At 65.2% G+C, this 14,958-nt stretch carries 14 protein-coding genes; 6 read left to right on the top strand and 8 right to left on the bottom strand.

Annotated elements, in window-relative coordinates:
- Nucleotides 1-127: 127 nt before the first annotated feature.
- Nucleotides 128-1,780 carry an ATP-binding protein gene (locus ACVIGB_RS21910; protein WP_456721086.1) on the bottom strand — a complete coding sequence of 551 codons (1,653 nt, stop codon included), beginning with the start codon at nucleotides 1,778-1,780 and terminating at the stop codon, nucleotides 128-130.
- Nucleotides 1,781-1,991: 211 nt separating this feature from the next.
- On the opposite strand from ACVIGB_RS21910, the gene ACVIGB_RS21915 reads away from it, so the two are divergent.
- From ACVIGB_RS21915 to ACVIGB_RS21930, 4 genes are all read left to right on the top strand, one after another.
- The gene (locus tag ACVIGB_RS21915) at nucleotides 1,992-3,308 is read left to right on the top strand and encodes a lytic murein transglycosylase (RefSeq protein ID WP_456725103.1); all 1,317 of its coding nucleotides are present in this window, start codon (nucleotides 1,992-1,994) and stop codon (nucleotides 3,306-3,308) included.
- A gap of 278 nt (nucleotides 3,309-3,586) precedes the next feature.
- Nucleotides 3,587-4,090, top strand: coding sequence for a DUF1993 domain-containing protein (locus ACVIGB_RS21920; RefSeq protein ID WP_092124521.1), 504 nt, complete (start codon nucleotides 3,587-3,589; stop codon nucleotides 4,088-4,090).
- Between the two features lie 121 nt (nucleotides 4,091-4,211).
- A complete protein-coding gene (locus ACVIGB_RS21925; protein WP_456721085.1) occupies nucleotides 4,212-5,072 on the top strand; it encodes an SDR family NAD(P)-dependent oxidoreductase in 861 nt (286 codons plus the stop codon).
- Between the two features lie 88 nt (nucleotides 5,073-5,160).
- Complete coding sequence (locus ACVIGB_RS21930; protein WP_456721084.1) at nucleotides 5,161-6,264, top strand: alkene reductase; 1,104 nt, start codon at nucleotides 5,161-5,163, stop codon at nucleotides 6,262-6,264.
- Nucleotides 6,265-6,510: 246 nt separating this feature from the next.
- Here ACVIGB_RS21930 and ACVIGB_RS21935 read toward each other — a convergent pair whose 3' ends face one another.
- On the bottom strand, nucleotides 6,511-6,984 hold the full coding sequence (locus ACVIGB_RS21935) for a MarR family winged helix-turn-helix transcriptional regulator (RefSeq protein WP_456721083.1): 474 nt from the start codon (nucleotides 6,982-6,984) through the stop codon (nucleotides 6,511-6,513).
- 73 nt (nucleotides 6,985-7,057) lie between these two features.
- Here ACVIGB_RS21935 and ACVIGB_RS21940 point away from each other — a divergent pair, with 73 nt between their 5' ends.
- Nucleotides 7,058-8,227 carry an FAD-dependent oxidoreductase gene (locus ACVIGB_RS21940; protein ID WP_456721082.1) on the top strand — a complete coding sequence of 390 codons (1,170 nt, stop codon included), beginning with the start codon at nucleotides 7,058-7,060 and terminating at the stop codon, nucleotides 8,225-8,227.
- A 73-nt stretch (nucleotides 8,228-8,300) separates the two neighbouring features.
- The gene (locus ACVIGB_RS21945; protein WP_456721081.1) at nucleotides 8,301-9,113 is read left to right on the top strand and encodes a tetratricopeptide repeat protein; all 813 of its coding nucleotides are present in this window, start codon (nucleotides 8,301-8,303) and stop codon (nucleotides 9,111-9,113) included.
- Here the strand turns inward: ACVIGB_RS21945 and ACVIGB_RS21950 are convergent.
- From ACVIGB_RS21950 to ACVIGB_RS21975, 6 genes are all read right to left on the bottom strand, one after another.
- A complete protein-coding gene (locus ACVIGB_RS21950; protein WP_456721080.1) occupies nucleotides 9,102-9,812 on the bottom strand; it encodes a hypothetical protein in 711 nt (236 codons plus the stop codon). The two genes, ACVIGB_RS21945 and ACVIGB_RS21950, sit on opposite strands and share 12 nt — an antisense overlap.
- Nucleotides 9,813-9,971: 159 nt before the next feature.
- Nucleotides 9,972-11,714, bottom strand: a complete 1,743-nt coding sequence (locus tag ACVIGB_RS21955; protein ID WP_171948230.1) for an ABC transporter substrate-binding protein — start codon at nucleotides 11,712-11,714, stop codon at nucleotides 9,972-9,974.
- Nucleotides 11,715-11,822: 108 nt separating this feature from the next.
- Nucleotides 11,823-12,149, bottom strand: coding sequence for a DUF2160 domain-containing protein (locus ACVIGB_RS21960; protein WP_456721079.1), 327 nt, complete (start codon nucleotides 12,147-12,149; stop codon nucleotides 11,823-11,825).
- A 9-nt stretch (nucleotides 12,150-12,158) separates the two neighbouring features.
- Complete coding sequence (locus ACVIGB_RS21965) at nucleotides 12,159-12,965, bottom strand: carbohydrate ABC transporter permease (RefSeq protein ID WP_021075985.1); 807 nt, start codon at nucleotides 12,963-12,965, stop codon at nucleotides 12,159-12,161.
- Nucleotides 12,965-13,867, bottom strand: coding sequence for a carbohydrate ABC transporter permease (locus ACVIGB_RS21970; protein WP_092124514.1), 903 nt, complete (start codon nucleotides 13,865-13,867; stop codon nucleotides 12,965-12,967). Before ACVIGB_RS21970 ends, ACVIGB_RS21965 begins: the two co-directional genes overlap by 1 nt.
- Nucleotides 13,867-14,952, bottom strand: a complete 1,086-nt coding sequence (locus ACVIGB_RS21975; protein WP_092124513.1) for an ABC transporter ATP-binding protein — start codon at nucleotides 14,950-14,952, stop codon at nucleotides 13,867-13,869. The genes ACVIGB_RS21970 and ACVIGB_RS21975 overlap by 1 nt, the downstream gene beginning before the upstream one ends.
- Nucleotides 14,953-14,958: the final 6 nt, after the last annotated feature.

Genomic DNA, 14,958 nt, shown 5'->3' on the forward strand with positions numbered 1-14,958 from the left:
CGCGGATTACCGATTGGTCATGTCGATTGCCGTAGCCCGGATGAGTCCGTAGCCCGCATGAGCGAAGCGACATGCGGGAACACTGCCCCCGGATATCGCTTCGCTCATCCGGGCTACGGAAGCCTGCCTACTCTGCCGGCTCCTGCGCGCGCGCGGTCTCCCGCTCACGCAGCGCGACCCGCAGCATGCGGGCGAGCTGGGCGCGGCTGTAGGGCTTGGCCAGGAACAGAATGCCCTGCTCGAGCTTGCCGTCCTGGTCGATGGCGTCATCGGTGTAGCCCGACGTGAACAACACGCGCAGGCCGGGGCGCCGCCGCTCGGCCTCGGTGGCGAGGTCGCGTCCGTTCATCGCACCGGGCATGATGACGTCGGTGAACAAGAGATCGACCGGCGCGCCGCTGTCGAGCACGGCAAGCGCTTCGCCGCCATTGTTGGCCGAGCGCGTGGTGTAGCCGAGGCTCTCGATCTGGGTCAGCACGTAGGAGCGCACCAGTCTGTCGTCCTCGACGACGAGCACGATTTCCTGCGCGCCGCGCACCTCCGGCTGCCGCCGCTCGGGTAACACGGCCGGCGAGAGCACCGCCGCGCGCGGCAGATAGAGCATCACCCTGGTGCCACGGCCGACCTCGCTGTCGAGCGCAATGTGGCCGTTGGACTGCTTGACAAAGCCGTAGACCATGGAAAGCCCGAGGCCGGTGCCCTTGCCGACGTCCTTGGTGGTGAAGAACGGCTCGAACACTTTCGCCAGATCGGCTTCCGCGATGCCCTGGCCGTTGTCGATCAGCGCGATCGCGACATAGTCGCCGGCGGCAAGTCCATCATGGCCTCGCACGTCTGATGGCTTCAGTTCGGCAGTGCGGGTCTCGATCCGCAGTCGGCCGCCCTTCGGCATCGCGTCGCGCGCGTTCAGCGCGAGATTGATGATCGCGGTGACCAGCTGGTTGGAATCGACCAGCGCACGCGGCAGATCGGGTGCGGGGCGAAAATCGATATCGACATGGTCGCCGATGGTCGGCCGGAGCAGCTCGATGGTGTTGACCATCAACGCATTGACGTCGACATCGCTCGGCTGCAGCGGCTGCTTGCGCGCGAAGGCAAGCAGATGCCGCGTCAGCGATGCACCGCGCTCGGCGGCATCGCGGATCAGCGAGGTGATCTCGGTGAGCTCGCGGTTGTGGGTCACCGCCTCGGCCAGGATATCGATGGTGCCGGTGATGACGGTGAGGATGTTGTTGAAGTCGTGCGCGATGCCGCCGGTGAGCTGGCCGACCGCTTCCATCTTCTGCGCCTGGCGGATCTTGCTCTCATTGACCTCGGCCTCGCGGAAACGCTCGAGCAGGACTTCCGAGCGCTGGCGCTGCCGTCCCTCCTCGGCGAGCGCGACATGGGCCTCGCGCAGCTGCGCCTCGGTCGGGATCGCCAGGATCTTCGGGATCAGCGGCCAGAGCAGCACCGCGGTGAAGATCGAGGCAACGGCGGTGAGCGCCTTGACTATTCCTTCGAGCCCGTAGATCGGCACCCACAGCGTGTAGATCGAGAACACATGGGTGAGGCCGCAGGCGAGGATGAACGCGGCGAACGGCCAGGCCATCCAGCCGAACTGGAAGTCGCGCCGCTTGGAGACGAGGATCGCCAGCGCAAACGGAATCGAGAAATACGAAGCGGCAATGATCGCGTCTGAAATCACGTGCAGCCAGATCAACTCCGGCTCCCACAACAGGCAGATGCCGTGTGGCGAAAACGTCGACGAATCCAACAGACGCTCGAGAAAACTCCACATGGGTCCCTCCGGGCGTGATCGATCCGCCGACACCCTGCCCGCGAATCACCTGCCGATCATAGCGGCGACGACTGAACCTGCCGAAGCCCAATTGGTCTAACAGGGCACCCCCGTTGTTGCCCGGTGTCACCCTGGTGTATGCAGGATGTGTCTTGATCCTCTTTTCTAGCCGGTGACATCGATGCCAGCTTCTCCCTTCCGCGCCCCGATCATGATCGCAGCGATCGCGGGGGCGCTGGCGCTCTCCTCACTTGCCCTGGCGCAGCAGCCGCTGCCCAATCCCGCAGGCTCCGCCCCGGTCAGGCCGCGCCCGGCCGCGGTGGCCTCGCCAAGGGCTGCGTCCTGCCACAACGGGCAGAGCTTCGATCGCTTCCTCGCCGAGCTGAAGCAGAAGGCGGTCGCCGCCGGCGTCTCGCAGCGCACGATCGCGGAGGCCGCGCCCTACCTGGTTTACGACCAGGGCATCGTCAACCGCGACCGCGGCCAGCGCGTGTTCGGGCAGATCTTCACCCAGTTCGCCGGCCGCATGGCCGCGAACTACCGGATGCAGCAGGGCCAGCAATACATCCGGACCTACGCGGCCGCGTTCGCGCGCGCCGAGAAGGAGTATGGCGTGCCGCCGGCGGTGATCGCCGCGTTCTGGGGACTGGAGAGCGATTTCGGCGTCCAGATGGGCAATCTGCCGACGCTGAAATCGCTGGTGTCGCTGGCCTATGATTGCCGCCGCTCGGAGATGTTCCAGGGCGAGACCATCGCGGCGCTGAGGATCATCGAACGCGGCGACCTGACGCCCGACGAGATGATCGGCTCATGGGCCGGCGAGCTCGGCCAGACGCAATTCCTGCCGACGCACTATTTCAACTATGCCGTCGATTACGATGGTGACGGCCATCGCAACCTGCTCGCCAGCGGCCCCGACGTGATCGGCTCGACCGCGAACTACATCGCCAACGGATTGAAGTGGCGGCGCGGCGAGCCATGGCTGCAGGAGGTGCGCGTGCCGCGGGCCGCAAACTTTCCGTGGGACCAGGCCGACCTCACCATCAAGCTGCCGCGCTCGAAATGGGCAGCCCTCGGCGTCAGCTTGACCGACGGCAAGGCTCTGCCGAATGACGAGATGCCGGCCTCGCTGCTGTTGCCGATGGGCCGGATGGGACCAGCCTTCCTCGCTTATCCAAACTTCGCCGCCTACACCGAGTGGAATAACTCGCTGATCTATTCGACCACCGCCGGTTATCTCGCCGGCCGCATCGCAGGCGCACCGCCGATGCAGCGGCCGCACGCGCCGGTCGCGCAACTGCCGTTTGGCGAGATCAAGGAGCTGCAATCTCTTCTCGCGCGCGCGGGCTACGACGTCGGCAAGATCGACGGCGTGCTCGGCCAGGCGAGCCGCAGCGCGGTGAAGGCGATGCAGATGAAATACGGCCTGCCGGCAGATTCCTGGCCGACCGCGGAGCTCTTGGCGCGGATGCGCGGCGGTGGCCGTGCGCAACCGGCCGCGGACGCCGCGATGCCGCCGACGCGGTAGCGACGTCGTCGGGCTTTCTGCGTAGCTAGCAGTGCGTTTGAACCGTCACCCTGAGGAGCGCGTAGCGCGTCTCGAAGGGGCGACGGCCACCAGCCGGGCCGTGCATCCTTCGAGGCTCGCTGCGCTCGCACCTCAGGATGACGGGACTAAGAGCGGCACCGCGAGAAATATTTGACCAAGTGTTACAGCCGTCCGCAGTTGTATTCTTCCCTTCGCGGCCCCATGTGCAGCATCGCCGTTCGGCAGATCCGGATTTCATCAGAACAAAGAGCATCCACATGTCCTTTTATGACGCCGTCGTCCCCGCGTACTTGCAGATCCTCAACAGCCTCACCGGCGAGCTGACCAAGGCCGAGGCGCATTGCGAAGCGAAGAAGATCGCGCCCGAGGTGCTGCTGGGATCGCGGCTCTATGCGGACATGCTGCCGCTGACCAAGCAGGTGCAGCTGGTCTGCGATCACGCCGCACGCGGCTGCGCGCGGCTGACCCATAGCGAGGTGCCGTCGACGCCCGACACCGAGAAGAGCTTCGGCGAACTGAAACAGCGGCTGGCGAAGACGATCGACTATGTGAAATCGTTCAAGCCGGAGCAGTTCGACGGCGCCGACGCCAAGGACGTCACCTTCCCGATCGGCGCCGAGCGCACCATGACCCTGAAGGGCCAGCAATTCGTCAGCGCCTTCTCGTTCCCGAACTTCTACTTCCACGCCGTCACTGCGCACGGCATCCTGCGCCACAACGGCGTCGAGATCGGCAAGCGCGACTTCCTCGGCGTGAGCTGACGCGATATTCCCCGCGGCGGGATTTTCTCACCTCTCGCCAAGGCTTCGGCGCGACACGTCGCCTCGCACGCCCGGCCGTGCTACTGCTCCCTGACAACAACAAGACGTCAGGGAGCACGCCATGCCGACCACAACCCACGCACCGAAAGCCATCGATCCCACCGCCTCGCTGCATGCGGAATCGCTGGGGCTTGCGAAAAATCACGGCCGCCTCGCCGGACGGCGCATCATCGTGGTCGGTGCGGGACAGCGCACGACCGTGGATGAAGCGCCGCCGATCGGCAACGGCCGCGCCATGAGCGTGCTGTTCGCGCGCGAAGGCGCCTCGGTCGCCTGCCTCGACGTCAACAAGGACGCCGCCGACGACACCGTCGCGCAGATCACAGGCGAAGGCGGCAAGGCCTTCACCGATGTGGTCGATGTCTCCGACGTCGCGGCGATCGCGCCCGCGGTCGAACGCTGCGCGCAAAAGCTCGGCGGGCTCGACGGGCTGGCGCTGAATGTCGGCATTTCCTCCGGCCTGTCGCTGCCGAAGATGACGGCGGAAGCCTGGGACCGCGACTACGCCGTCAATGTGCGCAGCCACATGCTGTTCGCGCAGCAGGCGCTCGGGGTGATGGCGCCGGGCGGCGCGATCATCCTGATCTCCTCGATGGCGAGCCAGCGCGCCGGCGGCCGCAACCCGGCCTATGAATCCTCCAAGGCGGCGCAGATCGCGCTGGGACGGGCGATCGCGCGGGCCGGCGAGGACAAGGGCATTCGCTGCAATGTGATCGCGCCCGGCTTCATGGACACGCCGATGGGCCGCGATGCCAGCCGCAGGCGATCGGACCGCGCCGTGACAGTGCCTTTCGGCCGCCAGGGCACCGGCTGGGAGGTCGCCTATACTGCGCTGTTCCTGATTTCGAATGAATCCTCCTATGTGAACGCGCATACCTTGTTCCTCGATGCCGGCCACATGGGCGGAATCGTGCGCGGCTAGCCTGCAAACTGAGCATATCCCGGCCATTGCGCTCGTCGCGGCAATGCACAAATCTCTCCTCATCCGTCATTGTCTGGAACCGTTTCACATGAGCCAACCGACCAAACTTCTCGAGCCCTACAAGCTTGGCCCGCTGACGCTGCCGAACCGCTTCGTGATGGCGCCATTGACGCGCAACCGCGCGGTGCCGCCCGGCATGGTGCCAAGCCCGCTCGCGGTGGACTATTACGGCCAGCGCGCCTCCGCCGGCCTTCTGATCACCGAGGCGAGCCAGGTCTCGCAGCAGGGCCAGGGCTATCAGGACACCCCCGGCATCTACTCGAAGGAACAGGTCGCGGCCTGGCGCAAGGTCACCGATCGCGTGCATGAGCGCGGTGGCCACATCTTCATCCAGCTCTGGCATGTCGGCCGTATTTCGCACACCTCGCTGCAGCCGGATGGCGGCGCGCCGGTGGCGCCGAGCGCAATCCGCGCCAAGACCAAGACCTTCGTAAACGGCACCTTCGCCGACGTGTCCGAGCCGCGCGCGCTGGAGCTGTCGGAAATCCCTGCCATCATCGAGGATTTCAAGCGCGGCACCGCGAATGCGCTGGCGGCCGGCTTCGACGGCGTCGAGATCCATGGCGCCAACGGCTATCTGCTCGACCAGTTCGCGAAGGACGGCACCAACAAGCGCACCGACGCGTATGGCGGTTCGATCGAGAAACGCGCCCAGCTGATGCTGGAGGTTTCCAAGGTAGTCGCCAAGGAGGCCGGCGCCGACCGTACCGGCATCCGCATCTCGCCGGTGACGCCGGCCAACGACGTCTCCGACAGCAATCCGCAACCGCTGTTCGACTACATCGTCGACCAGCTCAATGCGCTGAAGCTGACCTATATCCACGTCATCGAGGGCGCGACCGGCGGCCCGCGCGACATCGCACCGTTCGACTACGCCTCGCTGCGCAAGCGCTTCAAGCAGGCCTATGTCGCCAACAACGGCTACGACTTCGCGCTGGCGGAGAAGGTGCTGGAGGCAGGTGCCGCCGATCTGATCGCGTTCGGCAAGCCGTTCATCTCCAACCCCGATCTGGTCGAGCGGCTCAAGGCCGGCGCCCCGCTCAACGACTGGGACAAGGCGACCTTCTACGGCGGCGGCGCCAAGGGCTACACGGATTATCCGACGCTGAAGGCGACCGAAGCGGCGGAGTGACGTACACCAAAGCCTGTCATGCCCCGCGAAGGCGGGGCATCCAGTATTCCAGAGACGCCAGCGATTGATCGAGACGCCGCGGGGTACTGGATCGCCCGGTCCCGTCTACGCCAAGGCTTCGACGAGGCCTTGAATCCCGGGCACGCCGAAACTTTAGCGAAGGCGGCAAGCCGGGCGATGACAACTGGGAAAACAGAAAGGGCCGGGATCGCTCCCGGCCTTTTTTCAATGCACGCATTTGGATTCCTACGCGTCGGCAGCCTCGCCGCTCTCCACCTCCTCCGCGACCATGCGGTCGAGGTTTCGATTGAGCCGCCGCAGCAGGTCAAGCAGGGTTGCGGCTTCGGCCGCGCTGAAACCCGCAAGCGCCTGGTCCTGATTGCGATGCAGCGCCTTGCGCGCAGCCGGCAGTTTGGCCTTGGCCGCTTTGGTCAGCGAGACCAGCTGGCTGCGGCCATCACCCGGCATCGGCGTGCGCTGGACCAGGCCATCGCGCTCCATCCGCGCCAGTATCTGCGCCATCGACGGCTGCTCGACCTTGGCGGCGCGGGCGAGATCGCGCTGTGACATCGCCTTGCCGTCGCGCAACAGATAGATCACCGGCAACTGGCCTATGCTGAAGCCGTGCGGTTTCACGCGCCGCTCACCGAGCCTGAGGAAGCTGCGCGAGGCCATATTGACCAGCGGCGCCGGACGATCGAACAGATCCCAATCGGTCACGATCCCACCATTTACATAGGTACCTATTTATACTAGATAGGTACCTATGTATCCTCTTGTGAGCCTGGTGTCCATGAGTTCAGATCTCTTTCGCATTGCCATCGTCGGCGCCGGCCCCAGCGGTCTGACGCTCGCCCGCCTGCTGCATGTTGCCGGGATCAAGACGAGCCTGTTCGAGCGAGACAGCTCGGCAACCGAGCGGCCGCAGGGCGGAACGCTCGACCTGCACGCCGAGAGCGGCCAGCTGGCGCTGGCGCGCGCCGGGCTCACCGACGGCTTCCTGCGCATCGCACGTTACGAGGATCAGGGCAGCCGACTGTACGCGAGCGATGGCCGGCTGCTGCTCGCGGACGACGACATGACCGGCGACCGTCCGGAAGTCGACCGCACGGCGCTGCGCGACCTGCTGCTGCAATCCTTGCCGCCGGATGCCGTTGCCTGGGCGCGCTGCCTGCGCGAGGTCGCGCCCCGCAATGACGGCCGTTACGATCTGCTGTTCGACGGTGCGCGCGAAGGGCCGTTCGATCTCGTGATCGGCGCTGACGGCGCGTGGTCCCGGGTGCGGCCGCTGGTGTCGCGCTATCAGCCGCAATACAGCGGGTTGACCTTCATCGAGTTCGGCATCGACGATGTCGACACGCGGCACCCAGCTCTGTCGGAGCTGGTCGGCCGCGGCAAGATGGGCGCCGAGAGCGCCGGCCGCAGCCTGATGGTCCTGCGCAACGGCAACGCGCATCTGCGCGGCTATGCGGTCTTCCGCGTGCCCGTCGAATGGGCCGAGGGGCGGTTCGACGTCACCTCGCCATCCGCGATGCGTCACGCGCTGCTCGGCGAATTCGCCGGATGGGCCGATGCCCTGCTCGACCTGCTTCGCGCCAGCAATGATCAATTCGCGCTCCGGCCGATCCACGCGCTGCCCGTCGGGCATCATTGGACCAACCGCGCCGGCATCACCTTGCTCGGCGATGCTGCGCATCTGATGTCGCCGTTCGGCGGTGAAGGCGTCAACGCCGCGATGCTGGATGCGGAGGAGTTGGCGGCGCATCTGGTGGGATCAAAGGATTGGCGCGAGGCCGTTCGCGCGTACGAGACCGGGATGTTCGTGCGCGTCGCCCAGCCCGCCGGCGAGGCCGCCGAAGCCGCCGCGACCGAGCTGTCGCACATCAGCCAGGAACTGACGCTGGCGCACCACCAGGCGTACATGCAGATGCGCGCGGCAGCGGTCCACTCCGCGACGCGATGAGCTCTGGCCATGACCTGCGGCGGCGCATAGCATGAAGCGGATCGAGCAAGCCTGACCACGGTCGCATGCGGGAATGAGCAAGGACAACGCCGAGGATATCGTTCGACGCGCCACCGCCGCCTTCAACAGCGGCCGGCATGGCGAAGCGATCGAGCTCTGCGAGCGCGGCCTTGCGCGCCAGCCCGGCGAGCCGATGCTGAGCCATCTGCTCGCCGCCGTATTGTTCGCCAAAGGCGAGATCGCACCGGCCCGCAGGCATGTCGAGACCAGCCTGGCGCGGCGCCCGGACAACGCGGCGGCGCGGCTGCTCGCGGGGCGCCTCGCCCGCAGCGGCGGTGAATTCGATGCGGCACTGACGCATCTCGACCGCGCCATCGCGCTCAAGCCGCAGCGCGAGGCCTTCGTCGAGAAGGCACGCACGCTGGAGCTGGCCGGCCGCAAGGCACAGGCAGACGAGGCCTGGGAGGCGATCCTCAAGGCCATCCCCGAGCATCAGGAAGCCAATGCGAGGCTCGGCCGGCTTGCCTGGGAAGATGGCAATCTCACCGATGCGGTGAGCCTGCTCGAGCGCGCCGTTGCGAGCGCGGCGCCGGCCTCGGTGTGGTTCGATCTCGGTGTCGCAAAGCAGGATTTGCGCGATCACGACGGCGCCGCACGCGCCTATCGCAAGGCGCTCGAGATCAAACCGGATTACGCCGAAGCCGCGCTCAATCTGGGGATCACGCTGCAGGAGAGCGGCGAGCCCGACGCCGCGATGCAGGCCTTCGCGCGCGCCTATGCCTTGCGCCCGCATCTGTTCGGATCGATCGCCATGGCGCTGACCTCGGCCCCGCACGGCCGGCTGTGGCTCGATGAGCGCGCGCTGCGTGCGGCGCTAGGTCACTAGCCGGCCGCGCTTGGCGCGGAAATGCTTGCGATAGACGTTGGGTGCGGCCAACACGTCACCGACGACCTTGGAATAGGCTTCACGGTGCGCGTCGTCGAACGCTTCGAACACCAGTTCGGGGGCCGCGCGCGGCACCGCGAAGCATTGCACGACCGGCGTCCCTTTCGGCAGCACGCCGGCAAAATCAGGCTGGGTCCAGACTGCCGGGAAATTGATCCCGCCGTCGTGAAACCGGTCGGCGTCGACCAGCCCCGAGATCACGCGGAACGGCAGGTCGTCGCGATTGACCGGATGGGTCGCGAACAGCGACCAACCCGGCTCGAGCTCGATGGTCCAGAAGCTGTTGAATTTCAGCGCAGCCTGCCCGTTGGCGAACGGCGCGCCGGCGAATTGCGCAGCGGGATGGAAGCTGAGCGGCGCGCGCGGATGGCCCTGCGTCGCGGGCTCCGGAATGTCCCAGTCCCAGGCGAAGGCGCCGCGCTCGACCCTGACATCGCAAGGCAGCGGGATCATGACCCCATGGGCCATCGCATCGACGAAGGGCGGGCATTGCTTGACTGTGCGGATCTCGCGGTCGTGGATGTCGGAATGCGCCTTCGCCGGCATCGCACGCAGCCAATCGGGCAATGCGCTGCGGGCCGGGAACGGCCGCGGCAGGTGATCGGCGAGCCGCGGATCGCAGCGAAAAGTCATGCGCATGACGAAACTCCCCGATCATGATGCGATGACAAGTAGACGCATATGACTCATCGCGTCATTTGAGCACAATCCTGAACCGGCCTCCACAGCCACAGATCCAGCAGAAAAGGCCGGGATTGCTCCCGGCCTTTTGCGGATGGCGTGGGCTGGTACGCCTTCTTACTTCGCTTCGGCGCGCTTCGGCGGGCTGGCCGGCCACGACTTGATCAGCGTGTCGTAGTCGATCGTTTCGCCCTTCGGCTTCTCGTTCGCGAGCTTGCGCTGCGGAGCGATGGTGCCGTCCTTCTCGGCCTTCTTGTACCAGTACTCGGCGGTTTCCTTCTTGTTCAGCTTCGGTCCGCAGGCGCCCTGCACACCGGACTTCTCAAGACGCTCCATCACCGAATCCTGGGCCGCGGCGAGCGCGTCCATCGCAGCTTGCGGCGTCTTCGCACCGGACGACGCATCGCCGATGTTCTGCCACCAGAGCTGAGCGAGCTTCGGATAGTCAGGCACGTTGTTGCCGGTCGGGGTCCACTGCACGCGCGCAGGCGAGCGGTAGAACTCGATCAGGCCGCCGAGCTTCGGCGCACGCTCGGTGAACGACTTGTCCCAGATGTCGGATTCACGGATGAAGGTGAGACCGACTTGGCTCTTCTTCAGGCTCGTCGTCTTGGAGACGATGAACTGCAGATAGAGCCAGGCCGCCTTGCGGCGGTCGACCGGGGTCGACTTCAGCAGCGTGGCCGAACCCACGTCCTGGTAGCCGAGCTTCATGCCGTCCTTCCAGTACGAGCCGTGCGGCGACGGAGCCATACGCCACTTCGGCGTACCGTCCGCGTTCATCACGGCAATCCCCGGCTTCACCATGTCGGCGGTGAAGGCGGTGTACCAGAAGATCTGCTGGGCGATGTTGCCCTGCGAAGGCACCGGGCCCGACTCGGAGAAGGTCATGCCCTGCGCCTGCGGCGGAGCATACTTCTTCATCCAGTCGAGATACTTGACGATCGAATAGACCGCCGCCGGGCCGTTGACGTCGCCGCCACGCTCGACCGACGAGCCGACCGGACGGCAGCCTTCCATGCGGATGCCCCATTCGTCGACCGGCAGGCCGTTCGGGAGACCCTTGTCGCCGTTGCCGGCCATCGACAGCCAGGCGTCGGTGAAACGCCAGCCGAGCGAGGGGTCCTTTTTGCCATAGTCCATATGGCCGTAGACCTTGACGCCGCTGATCTCCTTGATGTCGTTGGTGAAGAAGTCGGCGATATCTTCATAGGCCGACCAGTTCACGGGCACGCCGAGGTCGTAGCCGTACTTGGCCTTGAACTTGGCCTTGTATTCCGGGTTGGTGAACCAGTCGTAGCGGAACCAATAGAGGTTCGCGAACTGCTGGTCGGGCAGCTGATAGAGGTGACCGTTCGGTGCGGTCGTGAACGACTTGCCGATGAAGTCGTCGACGTCGAGCATCGGATCGGTGACGTCCTTGGCTTCGCCCTTCATCCACTCGGTCAGGTCGACGGCCTGGCCGTAACGGAAGTGGGTGCCGATGAAGTCGGAGTCGTTGATCCAGCCGTCATAGACGTTCTTGCCGGACTGCATCTGGGTCTGGATCTTTTCGACGACGTCACCTTCCTGGATGATGTCGTGCTTGACCTTGATGCCGGTGATCTCCTCGAACGCCTTGGCGAGCGTGCGGGATTCATATTCGTGCACCGTCAGGGTCTCGGAGACGACGTTGATCTCCATACCCTTGAAGGGGGCAGCGGCCTTGATGAACCACTGCATCTCCTTCATCTGGTCGTCCTTGGAGAGGGTCGACGGCTGGAATTCGCTGTCGATCCACTTCTTGGCGGCCGCCTCGTCGGCGCGGGCCGGCGCGACAAGAGTGACCGATGCTGCGACGAGCGCGACCGCGCTGGTCATCGTCAAAAGCTTATCTTTAGTCATTCGTAAATGTCGCATTAGATTCCTCCGGTTGCAGCGACTAAATCAGGCCCGGGTAGACCCCGGATCTGCTCTTTTTCGCGTTCTTCAGACGGTGCGAAAAATCACCACGGCTGAAAGAAGCGAAATTACCGTTCCGAGCCACAGGCTCGAAATCTCGACGCCCTCGCCGATCGGCAGGGTGAAAATCGGATCGATGCCGACGAGGCCGACCCACAGCAGGTGGATCACCGCCGCCAGCACCAGCGAGACGAACAGACGGTCGCCGCGCGTGGTCGGAATGCGCAGCACGCCGACCCGCTCCGCCTCGGGATAGGCGATCGCGAGCCAGGTCATCATCCCGAGCGTAGAGGCAAGCAGCACGAAGAAGACCGCAGTGGGCCAGGTCCATGCCATCCATGCGATGCTGTCCATGAGCCCCTCCTAAACCCGGCCGAGCGCGAAGCCGCGCGCGATGTAATTGCGGACGAACCAGATCACGAGTGCGCCGGGGATGATGGTGAGCACGCCGGCCGCGGCAAGCAGGCCCCAGTCCATGCCGGCAGCCGAGACCGTGCGCGTCATGATCGCTGCGATCGGCTTGGCCTGCACCGAGGTCAGCGTGCGCGCCAGCAGCAGCTCGACCCAGGAGAACATGAAGCAGAAGAAGGCGGCGACGCCGATGCCGCTCGCGATCAGCGGCACCAGGATCTTGATGAAGAAGCGCGGGAACGAATAGCCGTCGAGGAAAGCGGTTTCGTCGATCTCGCGCGGCACGCCGGAGACGAAGCCTTCGAGGATCCACACCGCCAGCGGCACGTTGAAGATGCAGTGCGCGAGCGCGACCGCCCACGGCGTATCGAACAGGCCGATCGCCGAGTACAGGTTGAAGAACGGCAGCGCATAGACCGCCGCCGGCGCCATGCGGTTCGATAGCAGCCAGAAGAACAGGTGCTTGTCGCCGAGGAAGCGGTAGCGCGAGAACGCATAGGCTGCCGGCAGCGCCACCGCGATCGAGATCACGGTGTTGATGACGACATATTCCAGCGAGTTGATGTAGCCCGAATACCAGCTCTCGTCGGTGAAGATGCGCCGGTAGTGCTGCAGCGTCGGCGTATGCGGCCACAGCGTCATCGTCGAGACGATCTCGGCGTTGGTCTTGAAGCTCATGTTGACGAGCCAGTAGATCGGCAACAGCAGGAAGATCAGGAACAGCGCCATGATCAGGCGGCGGCCGGGGATCGAATGCATCACGCCGCTCCTTCCTTGACCGGACGCTCGGAGCCGGCATTGGTCATCACGGTGTAGAACACCCAGCACACGATCAGGATGATCAGATTGTAGACCAGCGACAGCGCCGCGGCCTTGCCGAGGTCGAACTGGCCGAGCGCGATCTTGACGAGCTCGATCGAGACGAAGGTCGTCGAGTTGCCGGGTCCGCCGCCGGTGACCACGAACGGCTCGGTGTAGATCATGAACGAGTCCATGAAGCGCAGAAGCACCGCGATCAGCAGCACGCGGTTCATCTTCGGCAGCTGGATCGCCTTGAACACCGCCCAGCGCGAGGCGCCGTCGATCTGCGCCGCCTGGTAGTAGGCGTCGGGGATCGACTTCAGGCCGGCGTAGCAGAGCAGCGCGACGAGGCTGGTCCAATGCCAGACGTCCATCACGATGACCGTGACCCAGGCGTCGACCTCATTGGAGACGTAGTTGTAGTTGAAGCCGAGGTGGTTCAGCACATAGCCGAGCAGTCCGATATCCGGACGGCCGAATATCTGCCAGATCGTGCCGACCACGTTCCATGGAATCAAGAGCGGCAGCGCGAGGATGACGAGGCAGGCCGCGACGCTCCAGCCCTCGCGCGGCATCGACAGCGCGACGATGATGCCGAGCGGCACCTCGATCGCAAGGATCACGGCGGAGAAGAACAGGTTGCGGCCGAGCGAGGCCAGGAAGCGGCCGCCGAGATCGGTCGAGGGATCGAGCAGCTCCTTGAACCAGCCGACGCCGTTCCAGAAGAACTGGTTGTTGCCGAAGGTGTCCTGCATCGAATAGTTCACGACGGTCATCAGCGGCAGCACCGCCGAGAACGCCACCACCAGGAACACCGGCAGCACCAGGAACCAGGCTTTTTGGTTGATGGTCTTGTCCATCAGGCGACCCCTTCGACCAAATGGCTGTCGGCATAGACGTGGACGTTGGCGGGATTGAAGATCAGGCCGGCGGTATCGCCGGAGATCGAGAAGCCCGGCGGCACGCGCGCCGCGAGTTTGGTGTTGCCGATCCGGACGCGGGCGAACTGGATGCGGCCGAGATCGTCGATCCGCTCGATGGTGGCCGACAGCAGCCCGGACGCGGGTGCCGCGACATCGACAAATTCAGGCCGCACGCCGATCTCGATCTTCTTGCCGGCCGGCAGGACACCATAGTTTCGATGCAGGCCGATGACATGGCCGTCGATCCGCGCCTCGTGGCCTGAGACCTCGGCGGGCACGATGTTCATGCCGGGCGAGCCGATGAAGTAGCCGACGAAGGTATGCGCCGGCTTGTCGAACAGTTCGGCCGGCGTGCCGCTCTGCACCACGCGGCCGTCATGCATGACGACGACGGTATCGGCAAAGGTCAGCGCCTCGGTCTGGTCGTGGGTGACGTAGATCATCGTGAGGTCGAGCTCGCGATGCAGCGCCTTTAGTTTCGAGCGCAGCTGCCATTTCAGCTCGGGATCGATCACCGTCAGCGGCTCGTCGAACAGCACGGCGGCGACGTCGGAGCGCACCAGGCCGCGGCCGAGCGAGATCTTCTGCTTGGCGTCGGCGGTGAGCCGCGTCGCCTTGCGGTTCAGATACGGCGTGAGGTCGAGCAAATCGGCGATCTGCCTGACCCGCGCATCGACCTCGGCCTTCGCGACGCCGCGATTCTTCAGCGGGAAGGCCAGGTTCTGCCCGACCGTCATGGTGTCGTAGATGACAGGGAACTGGAACACCTGCGCGATGTTACGCTTCTGCGTCGACAGCGGCGTGATGTCCTGGCCGTCGAACAGGATCTTGCCGCGCGACGGCGTCACGATCCCGGAAATCAGGTTCAGCAGCGTGGTCTTGCCGCAGCCGGAGGGCCCGAGCAGCGCATAGGCGCCGCCCTGCCGCCAGGTCATCGTCACCGGTTTCAGCGCAAAGGATTCCAGCGGCGCGTCGTTGCCGCTGTAGGATTGCGCGAGATCGACGAGGTCAATGCGAGCCATCGGGCA

It is taken from the genome of Bradyrhizobium sp. USDA 4341 (assembly GCF_054063755.1).

Coding starts and splice junctions, on each gene's coding strand:
- ACVIGB_RS21910 (WP_456721086.1), bottom strand. CDS start 1,780: ATGTGGAGTTTTCTCGAGCGTCTGTTGGATTCGTCGACGTTTTCGCCA.
- ACVIGB_RS21915 (WP_456725103.1), top strand. CDS start 1,992: ATGATCGCAGCGATCGCGGGGGCGCTGGCGCTCTCCTCACTTGCCCTG.
- ACVIGB_RS21920 (WP_092124521.1), top strand. CDS start 3,587: ATGTCCTTTTATGACGCCGTCGTCCCCGCGTACTTGCAGATCCTCAAC.
- ACVIGB_RS21925 (WP_456721085.1), top strand. CDS start 4,212: ATGCCGACCACAACCCACGCACCGAAAGCCATCGATCCCACCGCCTCG.
- ACVIGB_RS21930 (WP_456721084.1), top strand. CDS start 5,161: ATGAGCCAACCGACCAAACTTCTCGAGCCCTACAAGCTTGGCCCGCTG.
- ACVIGB_RS21940 (WP_456721082.1), top strand. CDS start 7,058: ATGAGTTCAGATCTCTTTCGCATTGCCATCGTCGGCGCCGGCCCCAGC.
- ACVIGB_RS21945 (WP_456721081.1), top strand. CDS start 8,301: ATGAGCAAGGACAACGCCGAGGATATCGTTCGACGCGCCACCGCCGCC.
- ACVIGB_RS21950 (WP_456721080.1), bottom strand. CDS start 9,812: ATGCGCATGACTTTTCGCTGCGATCCGCGGCTCGCCGATCACCTGCCG.
- ACVIGB_RS21955 (WP_171948230.1), bottom strand. CDS start 11,714: ATGACCAGCGCGGTCGCGCTCGTCGCAGCATCGGTCACTCTTGTCGCG.
- ACVIGB_RS21960 (WP_456721079.1), bottom strand. CDS start 12,149: ATGGACAGCATCGCATGGATGGCATGGACCTGGCCCACTGCGGTCTTC.
- ACVIGB_RS21965 (WP_021075985.1), bottom strand. CDS start 12,965: ATGCATTCGATCCCCGGCCGCCGCCTGATCATGGCGCTGTTCCTGATC.
- ACVIGB_RS21970 (WP_092124514.1), bottom strand. CDS start 13,867: ATGGACAAGACCATCAACCAAAAAGCCTGGTTCCTGGTGCTGCCGGTG.
- ACVIGB_RS21975 (WP_092124513.1), bottom strand. CDS start 14,952: ATGGCTCGCATTGACCTCGTCGATCTCGCGCAATCCTACAGCGGCAAC.